The sequence below is a fragment of the Ruminiclostridium josui JCM 17888 genome (genome assembly GCF_000526495.1).
Lineage (GTDB): Bacteria > Bacillota > Clostridia > Acetivibrionales > DSM-1351 > Ruminiclostridium > Ruminiclostridium josui.
In genome coordinates this window covers 3,014,878-3,027,148 of record NZ_JAGE01000001.1, presented here as the reverse complement: position 1 = coordinate 3,027,148, position 12,271 = coordinate 3,014,878, and the positions used below count along the sequence as shown (strand labels likewise).

10 protein-coding genes and 1 riboswitch are annotated in these 12,271 nt (G+C 36.1%); of the genes, 1 reads left to right on the top strand and 9 read right to left on the bottom strand.

The window, feature by feature from the left end:
- Window positions 1-6: 6 nt before the first annotated feature.
- Together K412_RS0113620 and K412_RS0113615 are read right to left on the bottom strand one after the other, a co-directional pair.
- Window positions 7-2,193: a DNA gyrase/topoisomerase IV subunit A gene (locus K412_RS0113620; protein WP_024833633.1), complete on the bottom strand. Its 2,187-nt coding sequence runs from the start codon at window positions 2,191-2,193 to the stop codon at window positions 7-9.
- 68 nt (window positions 2,194-2,261) lie between these two features.
- Window positions 2,262-4,244, bottom strand: a complete 1,983-nt coding sequence (locus tag K412_RS0113615) for a DNA gyrase/topoisomerase IV subunit B (protein ID WP_024833632.1) — start codon at window positions 4,242-4,244, stop codon at window positions 2,262-2,264.
- Window positions 4,245-4,432: 188 nt separating this feature from the next.
- Between K412_RS0113615 and K412_RS0113610 the strand changes: the two genes are divergently transcribed.
- Window positions 4,433-5,035: a hypothetical protein gene (locus tag K412_RS0113610; protein WP_024833631.1), complete on the top strand. Its 603-nt coding sequence runs from the start codon at window positions 4,433-4,435 to the stop codon at window positions 5,033-5,035.
- Window positions 5,036-5,238: 203 nt separating this feature from the next.
- Here the strand turns inward: K412_RS0113610 and K412_RS0113605 are convergent, their stop codons facing one another.
- From K412_RS0113605 to iorA, 7 genes are all read right to left on the bottom strand, one after another.
- The gene (locus K412_RS0113605) at window positions 5,239-6,135 is read right to left on the bottom strand and encodes a DUF4097 family beta strand repeat-containing protein (RefSeq protein ID WP_024833630.1); all 897 of its coding nucleotides are present in this window, start codon (window positions 6,133-6,135) and stop codon (window positions 5,239-5,241) included.
- Between the two features lie 47 nt (window positions 6,136-6,182).
- Complete coding sequence (locus K412_RS0113600) at window positions 6,183-6,707, bottom strand: folate family ECF transporter S component (protein ID WP_024833629.1); 525 nt, start codon at window positions 6,705-6,707, stop codon at window positions 6,183-6,185.
- A gap of 87 nt (window positions 6,708-6,794) precedes the next feature.
- Window positions 6,795-6,902: riboswitch (THF riboswitch) on the bottom strand.
- A 119-nt stretch (window positions 6,903-7,021) separates the two neighbouring features.
- Window positions 7,022-7,588, bottom strand: coding sequence for an FMN-binding protein (locus tag K412_RS0113595; RefSeq protein ID WP_024833628.1), 567 nt, complete (start codon window positions 7,586-7,588; stop codon window positions 7,022-7,024).
- Between the two features lie 248 nt (window positions 7,589-7,836).
- The gene (locus K412_RS0113590) at window positions 7,837-9,078 is read right to left on the bottom strand and encodes a phenylacetate--CoA ligase family protein (protein ID WP_034847552.1); all 1,242 of its coding nucleotides are present in this window, start codon (window positions 9,076-9,078) and stop codon (window positions 7,837-7,839) included.
- Between the two features lie 78 nt (window positions 9,079-9,156).
- Complete coding sequence (locus K412_RS0113585) at window positions 9,157-9,618, bottom strand: methylglyoxal synthase (protein ID WP_024833626.1); 462 nt, start codon at window positions 9,616-9,618, stop codon at window positions 9,157-9,159.
- A 56-nt stretch (window positions 9,619-9,674) separates the two neighbouring features.
- The gene (locus tag K412_RS0113580; protein WP_024833625.1) at window positions 9,675-10,280 is read right to left on the bottom strand and encodes an indolepyruvate oxidoreductase subunit beta; all 606 of its coding nucleotides are present in this window, start codon (window positions 10,278-10,280) and stop codon (window positions 9,675-9,677) included.
- Window positions 10,273-12,066: an indolepyruvate ferredoxin oxidoreductase subunit alpha gene (gene iorA / locus K412_RS0113575; RefSeq protein ID WP_024833624.1), complete on the bottom strand. Its 1,794-nt coding sequence runs from the start codon at window positions 12,064-12,066 to the stop codon at window positions 10,273-10,275. Before iorA ends, K412_RS0113580 begins: the two co-directional genes overlap by 8 nt.
- Window positions 12,067-12,271 lie beyond the last annotated feature (205 nt).

Genomic DNA, 12,271 nt, shown 5'->3' with positions numbered 1-12,271 from the left:
TATATATTACTCTAACTCCAGACTCATCTGCTTTTCAGTCTTATCTTCTTCTTTAATATAGCACCCTATTGCCGGAATATTTTTTGTTCTGTAGTAATCAATATTAGTTAATCCCATTTCATCCAGAGTTTTGATTCCAGTCATGGTACTACCTTTTTTAGAAGTAAGAACCTGAACTCCCTGTGAATTCTTTGTTGTTTTTACATTAATATTTTCTGTATTAAACACAAGTACCTTGTTAATACTGCTTATAGCAACCAATTCAATATCCTCAGTTACAAATAACATTCTTATAAGGGGTGAACCATTGTAATAAGCATTTGCAAGCTTTTTCCTGTTCGTCTTGGTAGCATACCCTGCCAAATCAATCTTTGCACCCTTGCCGTTTTCATAGAAAAACAGCATATAACCCTCGTAATTATCAGTTGCTGTAATGTAAATTATCTTTTCATCACTATCAAGGCCAAGAAGATTTGTAAGGTATTCTCCCAGACTGCTTGCCTTACAGTCAGGAATTTCATAAATCTTTGATTTATAAACATTATATTTATTAGTAAACAGGAGTAAATCAGCTTTATTATGTGTCTCTATCTCCTGAATTATTACATCTTCGTCCTTTAGCTTATGCTCCGGGTTTGCCCTTAAAGAAACCAATGGTATCTTTTTCAGGTAGTTCTGCTCAGTAAGAAATAATTTTAAATTGTAGTCTTCTATAAAGTGTTCTGTGGTGATTTCCTCTACCTGCTCATCACTAATAATTTCAGTACGTCTTGGTTTTCCGAACTTTTTAGCTATTTCGCTAAGCTGATTTTGGATAATCTTTTTTACTTTCTTATCGTCTCCGTGGATATCTTTTAATTCTGCTATCTCTTTTTTGAGATTTTCCGTCTCACTTACCCTGTTGAGTATATATTCCTTGTTAAGGTTTCTCAATTTTATTTCAGCTATGTAATCAGCCTGTACCTGGTCTATTTCAAAACCAGCCATCAAATTCGGGACAACCATTTCTTCCTGTTCTGTTTTTCTAATAATTTCAATTGCTTTATCAATATCTAAAAGTATCTTTTTAAGACCCATTAACAAGTGAAGCTTGTCACTCTTTTTTTGTATATCATATAATATCTGACGTTTTATACAATTAACTCTGAAAGACAGCCATTCATTCAAAATAGTCCTGACACCCATTACTCTAGGTCTGCCGTTTATAAGAATGTTAAAATTACAATTAAAGCTGTCCTGCAGCGGAGTAAGCTTGAAAAGCTTATTCATCAATATATCAGGATCAGTATTCTTTCTGAGATCAAGAGTCAGCTTAAGACCATTTAAATCTGTTTCATCCCTTACGTCAGTTATCTCCCTGATTTTACCGCCCTTTATAAGATCTATTATCTGGTCTATAATAGCTTCAACCGTTGTTGTATAAGGAATTTCAACAATTTCAATGCAATTGTTTTCCTTATCATAGTTATATTTTGCACGAATCTTGAAGCTTCCTCTTCCGTTGTTATATATATCCCTTATTTCCTTTGGAGAATATATCAACTGACCTCCAGATGAGAAATCAGGTGCTTTAAGATAATCTTCAATAACTATATTTTCATCATCAATAAGTGCTGATGTTGTTTTACATATTTCTTCAAGATTGAAACTACATATATTACTGGCCATTCCAACAGCTATCCCCTGATTTGCATTCACCAAAATAGTTGGAAAAGTTGTTGGCAGTAAAACAGGCTCTTTCATTGTTCCGTCATAGTTATCAACAAAATCAACTGTGTTTTTATCAATATCTTTAAATATTTCCTCACATATCTTATCAAGCTTAGCTTCAGTATACCTGGGTGCTGCAAACTTCATATCCCTTGAATATTGCTTCCCAAAATTTCCTTTAGAGTCTATAAATGGATGAAGTAATGCATTATTGCCCCTGGTCATTCTTACCATTGTCTCATAAATGGCCATATCACCATGGGGATTCAGTTTCATGGTTTGCCCTACAATATTTGAAGACTTGGTTTTTGCTCCTGTCAAAAGTGACATCTTATACATGGTATAAAGAAGTTTCCTGTGGGAAGGTTTAAAACCGTCAATTTCAGGTATAGCTCTGGAAACTATAACGCTCATTGCATAAGGCATATAGTTACTTTCCAGAGTTTCTGTGATATTTTGTTCAACCAGATTCATATGAGTCATTTTTTGCCTCTTTCCTTTATTCCGATATATTTAAAGTGCAGTGATTTTGTAGTAATTTTGAATTTTTGTTAACTGACATCAATCATATCAAGATATTTGCTGCCATTATCCTCTATAAACTGTTTTCTCCCTGCCAGATTATCTCCTAACAGTATGTCAAACATCATAGCTGTTTTTTCTACATCACTTGGCATTACCTTTATCAACCGTCTTGAAGCAGGGTTCATAGTTGTCTGCCACATCATTTCCGGCTCATTTTCTCCAAGTCCTTTTGAACGCTGTATTGTGTATTTATTGCCTTCAAGCTTTGCCAAAATTTCAGCCTTTTCCTTTTCCGTATAAGCAAAGTAGGATTTGTTTTTACAGGTTATCTCAAACAAAGGTGACTCGGCTATAAATACTTTTCCTTCACTTAAAAGTGTAGGGACAAGCCTGTAAAGCATAGTAAGAATCAATGCTCTGATTTGAAAACCGTCAACATCCGCATCTGTACAGATAATGACTTTATTCCACCTTAAGTTTGCCAAATCAAATGTATTTAAATCTTTGTTATGCTTTGATTTAATTTCTACACCACAGCCCAGTACTTTGAGAAGATCTACAATTATTTCATTTTTGAATATGCTGTCATACTCAGCTTTTAAACAATTGAGAATTTTTCCCCTTACAGGCATAATTGCCTGAAATTCCGCATCTCTACCCAGTTTACAAGCTCCTAATGCAGAATCTCCCTCAACTATATATATCTCTCTTTTAGTTATGTCTTTTGTTCGGCAGTCAACAAATTTCTTTACTCTGTTGGAAATGTCCACATTTCCGCTAAGTTTCTTTTTTATATTAATTCTGGTTTTTTCAGCAGTTTCCCTGCTTCTTTTGTTAACCAGAACCTGCTCTATAATTTTATCGCTTTCTACTTTGTTTTCTATAAAATAAATTTCCAACTGCTGTTTAAGGAAATCAGTCATTGCTTCCTGAATAAACTTGTTGGTTATAGATTTCTTAGTCTGATTCTCATAACTTGTTATTGTTGAAAAAGAATTAACAACCAATATAAGACTGTCTTCAATATCCGCAAAGGTTATTTTTGACTCGTCCTTGTTATACTTCCCCCTTGCCTTTATGCACTTGTCAATTTCATATATCAATGCATTTTTGACAGCCTTGTCCGGGGCACCGCCATACTCAAGAAAGCTTGAATTATGATAGTATTCCAGAAGGTTAGTCTGGTTGTTAAAACAGAAGGCAAACTGCATTTTTACCTTGTATTCAGGTTTGTCTTCTCTGTCCCGGCCCTTTGCAGAACCCTCATAATACTGAATTTCAGTAAACCCTGTATCTTTAGTTATTTCCTTTACATAATCAACTATTCCGTTCTCATAAAGGTATATAAAGGTTTCCCCTGATTCTTCATCCTTTAGAATAAATTTAAGTCCTGCGTTGACTACTGCCTGTTTTTTTAATACCGTTTGAAAATGTTCCAGTGGAATATCTATTTCAGTGAAAACATCTATGTCCGGTCTCCATTTTTGAATTGTAGAGGTTTTGTCATATTTACATTTTTCTTTTTTCAGGCCTCCGATATTTTCACCTTTTTCAAAGTGAAGGTCATACCTGTACCCATCACGGAAAACAGTAACATCAAAATATTCAGAGCTGTATTGGGTTGCACATGCTCCAAGTCCGTTTAGTCCAAGACTGTACTCGTAATTCTCACCAGAGTTGTTCTGATACTTTCCTCCTGCGTACAACTCACAATAGACCAACTCCCAATTAAAACGTTCCTCTTTTGTGTTGTAATCTACAGGCAATCCTCTTCCCCAGTCCTGAACCATTATTGATTTGTCAGCAAACCTTGTTACTTCTATTACATTTCCATGGCCTTCTCTGGCCTCATCTATTGAGTTTGACAAAATTTCAAAGAAAGAATGTTCACAGCCGTCCAACCCGTCTGAGCCGAATATAACACCTGGGCGAAGTCTTACCCTATCAGCTCCTTTGAGAGATGAAATACTCTCATTCCCATATTCATTCTTTCTATTATCCTTTGTCATTTGTAAAACCTCCATAAAATACTTGTATAGTAATCCACCTAAACATTATTTATCAAACTTGTGTTCTCTGTCAAGTATTATAAAATATTTATGACAAGATGCAAACTTTATAATATAATATTTCTACGGATAAAATTGGTACAATTTTCCGTTACTTTTTAGCAAATTGAAGTAGGGAGGAAAATAATATGAAACTAAGAATAACTGATAAAGACCTTGCCGAACTTACAGTTGAGCAAAAACAAAATCTCTGTGATTTATGGCTGCCCCGGGTATATGATGTTGCTGTTGCCAATGTTTGTGTAGACGCCGCCGAGGAAAAATATAATCAGATTACATTCGTTATAGGTGGACTCAACATAACAAAACGTAATGATATTATTCTCTACGATATGAAGTTTTTACCTGATAATCTTTTCACATTGCCATCTGAAAATAGCTCAGAGGACGATACTGAAACTGATAATGATACGGATGCAGAACATCCTGATGATAGCCTGAATGATGATTTTTCAGAAGATTTTTCCATAGATGAAGATTTCAGTTTTGAGTTTCAAAGACCTGAATCATTTCACAAAGAAGATTGTCTTCCCTTATTAGATATAGGGCAAATGATTGATATTCTTCAGCGAAAAAATTTCGGAGACTGCGAATTTTCCCTTTCAATAGCATTTGATGACAAAACCTTTGATATGGGAAAAAACACCTCCTTAATTGATACATATGCCGGTGAAGGTAATAATTGTGAGCTGTGTGATATTTTATGGCATTCACTAAAGGCAGTACTATAATGGATAATTGTATACAAGTGTTTCTAGCGACTCATCATAGGATATTTTACCGGAAAACCTACCTCGTGATAGTTTTTCCGGTAAAATATTCATGTTCGCCGACAAACATCTTAAAATATCTTTAACCAAGCTTCCATTGATTCAATTTGTACTCACCTACAGCTAGAAAAGATAATAATTAAGTTTTAATATGCTCTTCTATGTTATCCTTTATCAACTTCTGTGTTTCCAACACCTGTACTTAGCTCAACCTCAGGGCCGCCTCCGTTTACATCTCCGTTAAAACTATTCTTAATCTTTTCATCTGAATCTACAAAGAAACCTGATAAATGTCCAAGACCGGTTTTGGCATTAAGAGACATCTTTGTATTTTCAGGCACTTTCATTCTGACATTCCCAACTCCTGTTGAGGCAGTGAAGGAGGTAACTTGGTCTATATCTCCGTCAAAATCTACATTGCCTGTACCCGTTTCCAATGTTGTTTCGCCTATTGCTGAAACATTATCAAGGTCAATGTTTCCTGCTCCAGTATTGGCAGTTATACTGGCAGCTATGTCTTTTATATCAATATTGCCGGCACCCGTCTCTGTAATTAATTCCTTTACTCCTTCTGGAACCGATACAATGTAATTTACACTACAATCCAAAAGACTTAATTTGTGTTTATTCAAATCCCAAAAATCATTGCCGTCTTTTGTCTTCAATACAACATTTAAGTTTTTCCCATCTCTTTCTAAAGTGACGCTTGCACTGCGAAATGCGTCTTTTATTTCTTTAGAGGATACTCCCCTCATCTTTTTTTGAATTTCCACAACAAGTTTAGTATCGTCAGACTTTTTAACTGTTATATTTCCGGCATTATTATTTATACTGAGCACTTCTCCTAATCCAATTTCCTCAGTAATTTTTTTGATACCCTCTTTAACCTTAGTTTCGCTGGCTTCTTCATTATTAACATCGTCATCTTTATTGTCAACTTGATGATTTGCTTTAAATATAGTATAGTCCTTACCGTTTATCCTTACACCACAGCCTGCTGTAAGAAAAAGCATGCTAACTACTGATATAGTTGCAATAGATGAAAAAAACTTCTTATTCAATTTCCTCAACTCCTAAATATTCATTTATAATAAATACGTAATGGAATTTAAAAAGTCTTATTGAATATTAAAGTACTTTTTACAGTAGCCTCAATGGCACGCCATAAATAATATATAACAAAAGTTTGTATTGGCAGCATTATTAAATCCTTGACTATTCTAGCACTTAATATGACAAAGGCTGCTTTGTTTGTTATAATCACCAGCCAAATTGTATTAAGTACAAGAGATGTTGAAATCACTACTGTAAGGACTGCAAAAAAGCATCTTTTTATTGTTATCTTCTTTTGATATAGGATGATTCCGTACAAAAACCCCGATACAAAAGCGCTTAGTGTAAATCCCGGGAAGAAGGCTCCTCCTCTAGAGAAAATTAACATACCGAAAATATCTGCTATAGCAGCTGCGACACCTGCCGTATAAGGGCCAAGTATGATTGCCGATAAGGCTAGAGGGATAAAGTCCAACGATATTCTGATAATTGGAGTCTGAATAGATAAAAATCTTGTAGTAATAATTTCAATGGCAATAAAAAGACTTGCCAAAACCATTTTTTTGACATTTCCGTACACAATGTATACCTCCTTTTAATGTGAGGGACAAATAAAAAGCCCCTTTAAATATTAGAAGCCACACAAAAGAGGTATTCTCTTTTTGGTGGCAGCGGAATGCGATATTTGTACCGCAAACAATAAAATCTATTGTTTTTCGTCCGAAAGGCAACTTCCCGTCCTTCCGGCACTTAACGCACAAAAATCTACTCTGCCATTTTTTATAACTTTATTTTAACTCCTTATATTTATAAATGCAATATGCATAATTATACAATAATCCCATAAAAAAATCCGGGAATATATACACATTTATATACCCGGATTTTTTTGTTTTACTTCTTTGCTTTATCAAGAGCCTTTTGGGCCGCTATTGACCAATTCTTTGTTGTTGTTGTGGCACCTGCAATGGTATCAACCTGTGCACTTTGCTTTTCTACCATATTCTTTGCCATTGTCTCTTTAAATTCTTTAAGATTTGGGTACTGTTTTCCATCATGAACTTTACCGTCAAACAAGCTGTAATCTACTTCTGACTTACCATCCTTGGTCAATCTTTTCAATGATACATCTGTAATTTTTCCGTCCTTAACCGTAACTATTGCTTCTTCCTGACCATTTTCCCATGGGTCACCTTTTGCAGAATAAGTTCCATCCTTATAGCTTCCTGCCTGAGCTGACTTTGAAGGCGTAGCAGTTGTTGCTGAGGGTGATGTTGTTCCCGGTGTTGAAGATGTTTCAGCAGGTGTAGTAGGTGATGTAGTTGTTGGTGATGTTGTAGTGGATGTGTCTGAAGTAGGCGACGGTGATGTTGTTGAAGATCCCGGTGTAGAGGCCTTATTACATGCTACCATACTTAAAGCCAAACCTAATGTTATAACTAATGCAAAAATTTTTTTCATAAAAAGTTTCCTCCTATAGTGTTAATAATTTATATATAATCCTTTTGCATAGGATCATAGAGCGTAATACTAAAATGTCTTTCTAATTGCTTTTTGCCTCCTCAAAGCTATGCTTATATTATTATTAGTAAAATCAGCAAATATATACAATTCTTCCATGGAAAATTTTTTCTTGGAAATAAATTTAAGATAAAAAAAGACAGCCTGCTTATTAAAGCAAACTGCCTCGCTTATTTCAATAAATTCATTTAGCTATGTCTGTAGTCAATAATTCTTTTGCTCTTTTTTTCGCTTCTTGGAAGGCTGCCAATGCGACTTGCCTCGGCTATAATATGTATTCCGATTCTTTTTTTGAATAAATCAACGATATTGGATTCGATTTCCTCACGCTCAGTATCCCCATCGGAATTATATTCAACCTTGAGAGTCATAACATCCTTTCCGTTTAAATGGTCAATAATAATCTGATACTCACTGCTTGCTCCGTCAACATCTTTTAGTATCTCGTCAATCTGACCAGGATAGATGTTTACTCCTTTTACCTTAACCATGTCATCAGTACGACCAATAATCCTGTCAATACGTGGATATTCCAGACCACACTTACATTTACCCGGAATAATTCTGGTCAAATCTCTTGTTCTGTACCTCAAAAGCGGTGCTCCCTCTTTTCGAAGGGTAGTTATTACCAGCTCACCAACCTCTCCCTCTGGGAGAACCTCCCCAGTTACAGGGTCAATTATTTCAAAGTAAAGGTAATCATCATAATAGTGCATTCCGTCGTGGCAATGACAGTCAATGGCTATGCCTGGTCCATAAATCTCTGTAAGGCCGTAGATATCATAGATATCTATGTTAAGCTCATTTTTGATACGCTGTCTCATTTTTTCTCCCCAGCGTTCTGAACCTATTATACCTTTCTTTAAATAAATCTCAGAACCTATTCCTCTTTTTTCAACCTCTTCCGCCAGTACAAGTGCATAGGATGATGTTCCTATAATAACTGTAGATTTTAAATCTATCATCATCTGAAGCTGTTTGTCAGTATTACCTGGTCCCATTGGAACAGCCATTGCGCCAAGTCTTTCAGTACCTGCCTGAAAACCTATACCAGCTGTCCACAATCCGTAACCTGGGGTTATCTGAACCCTATCAAGAGGTGTAACACCTGCTATACTAAAGCTTCTTGCCATCATTTCTGCCCAATCTGAAACATCCTGAGCAGTGTATGGTATAATTATTGGCTTACCTGTGGTTCCTGATGACGAATGTATTCTGATAATCTTTTCGTCGGGTACTGACTGTAGTCCAAGAGGATATGCATCTCTAAGTTCTTCTTTTACAGTAAAAGGAAGATTTTTTATCTGTTCAAGGGACTTTATATCGTCAATGTTTACACCGTCTTTTTTAAATTTGTCCTTGTAAAATGGACTGTTTTGGCTTATGTTTACCAGTAAGTTTTTTAAAAGCTCAAACTGGTCTATTCTCATCATATCTCATCTCTTCTCTTTATTATTTTTCTTTATTATACAAATTTTTGCATTTATTGTCTATGAATTTTGATAAAATTAGATACCTCCAAAATGTTCCTTCCTTATGCGGCTGTAGTAATCTACCACATTCCTTTCATAATCGTCCTCCATCAAATTTGACGTCAGAAGAAAATCAGCCGTTGACTGATTCATTGCAACCGGGATATCATACAAAACGGCAATTCTGAGCAGTGCCTTTACATCCGGATCATGTGGCTGTGAAGTAAGCGGATCCCAGAAAAATATCATAAAGTCCACTTCACCATTGGCAATGCATGCGCCTATCTGCTGGTCGCCTCCAAGCGGTCCGCTTTTAAACTTCTTAACCGGCAATCCTGTTTTTTCGGTAATCATTTTTGCTGTTGTACCCGTTCCGCATAAAAAATGCTTGCAAAGTACATCTGACTTGCTTTTTGCCCAGCTAATCAAGTCTTCTTTTCTGTTATCATGTGCTATTAATGCTATGTGTTTCTGCTTGCCGAGTTTGTTTCCGTTCATGGTTTTATCCCCCTGTAATTAGTACGTTTAGTCGTGTAATTTATGTTATATGTTTTTTAGGCTTTTATTATTAACTTAACAGTTGCTTCATATCCCATTTCAAATGCCTTCTGGTTCAGCTCTCTGAATTTTTGGGGAACATTCTTAATTATGGCATCTTGCATTATTTCTTTTGTAAAAGGCATTTTTCCTACAGCTGTGGCAGCTCCTAGTAAGACTACATTTACAGCCTTTACATTTCCAGCCTTTTCTGCCAAAGAATATCCATCTATAAAATACACTTCCTGTGAATTATCTTTTATATATTTAATTATTTCATTATTATCATAATGGGAGTTACCAAGAGATGCCGACACAGGCTTTATTACCTGTGTATTCACAATACAACAGCCTTTTTTTGAAAGTCTCGGAATATTACGTGCGGCTTCTGCCAGTTCGAATGCTATAAGCATATGGGCACTCCTTAATGGAATTACTGAGCCTGATTTTTGACTGTCTATACGCACATGACTGACAACACAGCCACCTCTTTGTGACATACCTATAGTTTCAGCAGTTCTTGCAAAACAGCCCTGATTAATAGCTGCTGCAGCTATAAGCCTAGAAGCAAGCACTGTGCCCTGTCCTCCCACACCTGATATCAATATATCAAATTTACTCATTTTCTTCACCTCCTATGGCATTAAAGGGACATACATTTGTGCATAATCCACAGCCGTAGCAAAGTGAAGGTTCTATACTGACTTTGCCGTCAATAAATGATATAGCCGGACAGCCAATATCAGTAATACATTTTTTGCAATTTTTACAGTTCTCATTAATTGTGTATTTTACAGGCGGCTTGAAAAGAGCAATACAAGGAGCTTCAAATATTACTACTGATGGGCCTTTGTATTCTGCTGCCTTTTTAATTATATCCACAGCATTGTTAAAATCCAAAGGATTTCCTTTAACAATGTGTTTGACACCACAGGCTTTTACCATTCCGTAGATATCTATTTTTTCAGATATGTTGTTCATCATTGTTTTCCCTGTTCCAGGATGTGGCTGATGGCCTGTCATAGCTGTAGTACTGTTATCCAATATGACTACTGTAATATCGGTATTGTTATAAACGGCATTTACAATGCCCGGTATTCCTGTATGGAAAAATGTGGAATCTCCAATAAAAGCTATATGCTTTGTATCAGGCTGAGCTCTTTTAATTCCTTGTGCTACCGTGATTCCGGCACCCATACAAAGACAGGTATCTACCATATCCAAGGGTTTTGCATTTCCAAGTGTATAACAACCTATATCACCTGTAAATACTGCCTTTTGGCTTTTCATTGCAATTTTAACAGCATAGAAGGAAGCTCTGTGAGGACATCCTGCACAAAGTACCGGCTGTCTTACCGGAAGTTCAGGAGCTAATGTATTTTCAAATTCCTCTATTTCAATATTGAGATATTTTGCAAGTGCATCATAGACCAATTCAAAGGTGTACTCTCCTGCAAATGGCAAATGCCCAGTTTTTTTACCAAGTATTCTTATTTTCTGTTGTTTGGAGGCACAAAGCATGATTATCTCCTCTTCAACAACAGGATCAAGCTCTTCAAATACAAGAACTTCGTCCAGCTCTTCAAGGAAGCTAGATGCCACATCGCTTGGCAATGGATAGGGAGTTCCTACTTTAAACAATTTGACATCTGCATTTAATTTTTCCAAGGCTTCCACAACATATGAATATGCAACTCCTGACGCAGCAACACCTAATCTTACATCTTTTCCTTCAACCTTGTTGAAGCTTAAATCTGAAAAGATGTCACTGAGCTTGTGTTGAAGTTTCTCTATATGTATATGCTTCTTGTAGGCAAGGCTTGGGAATATAACCCATCTGGGGTCTTTCACAAATCCTTCAATCTTATGCTCAAGCCTTTTTTCATCTAAATCTATAGTTGCACAGGAATGACATATCCTTGTAGTCGGTCTCAAAAATACAGGAAGCTCCACCATTTCTGACAATTCAAAAGCATATTGGATCATTTCATATGCTTCTTCAGGTGATGATGGGTCAAGTACAGGAAGATTGGAGTATCTTGCAAAATGCCTTGTATCTTGCTCAGTCTGAGATGAAAAAGGCCCTGGGTCATCAGCTACCAGTATGACCATGCCGCCTTTTACTCCAATATATGCCAGACTCATAAGCGGGTCAGATGCAACATTCAATCCTACCTGCTTCATAGTTACCATGGTTCTGGCACCTGAATATGCCGCACCAGCAGCTACCTCCATGGCAGATTTTTCATTTACAGACCATTCAACATATATATCACCGGGATTATTACGGGCTACTGTTTCAAGTACCTCTGTAGAAGGGGTTCCGGGGTACCCTGTTACAATATTTACCCCTGCTCTTATAGCACCAAGGGCTATGGCCTCGTTACCCATAAGTAGTTTCTTAGACATTTTACCTCCCCCTGAGCCAAAACAGCTCAAAAACTAATTTGTTAGAAAAATTATATCACATATCCTGCGGAATTCGCAAAAATTCGTCAAATATCCGCTTAGATTCAAATATTCCTAATTAGTTTATTAATTCCTTTAGAAGTAAACAGTTCTATTTATTAGATACGTACAGTAATATTAGTATCTATATATACCGATAATATAT

Coding starts and splice junctions, on each gene's coding strand:
- K412_RS0113585 (WP_024833626.1), bottom strand. CDS start 9,618: ATGAACGGAAACAAACTCGGCAAGCAGAAACACATAGCATTAATAGCA.
- K412_RS0113595 (WP_024833628.1), bottom strand. CDS start 7,588: ATGAAAAAAATTTTTGCATTAGTTATAACATTAGGTTTGGCTTTAAGT.
- K412_RS0113620 (WP_024833633.1), bottom strand. CDS start 2,193: ATGACTCATATGAATCTGGTTGAACAAAATATCACAGAAACTCTGGAA.
- K412_RS0113615 (WP_024833632.1), bottom strand. CDS start 4,244: ATGACAAAGGATAATAGAAAGAATGAATATGGGAATGAGAGTATTTCA.
- K412_RS0113580 (WP_024833625.1), bottom strand. CDS start 10,280: ATGAGTAAATTTGATATATTGATATCAGGTGTGGGAGGACAGGGCACA.
- K412_RS0113590 (WP_034847552.1), bottom strand. CDS start 9,078: ATGAGAATAGACCAGTTTGAGCTTTTAAAAAACTTACTGGTAAACATA.
- K412_RS0113610 (WP_024833631.1), top strand. CDS start 4,433: ATGAAACTAAGAATAACTGATAAAGACCTTGCCGAACTTACAGTTGAG.
- iorA (WP_024833624.1), bottom strand. CDS start 12,066: ATGTCTAAGAAACTACTTATGGGTAACGAGGCCATAGCCCTTGGTGCT.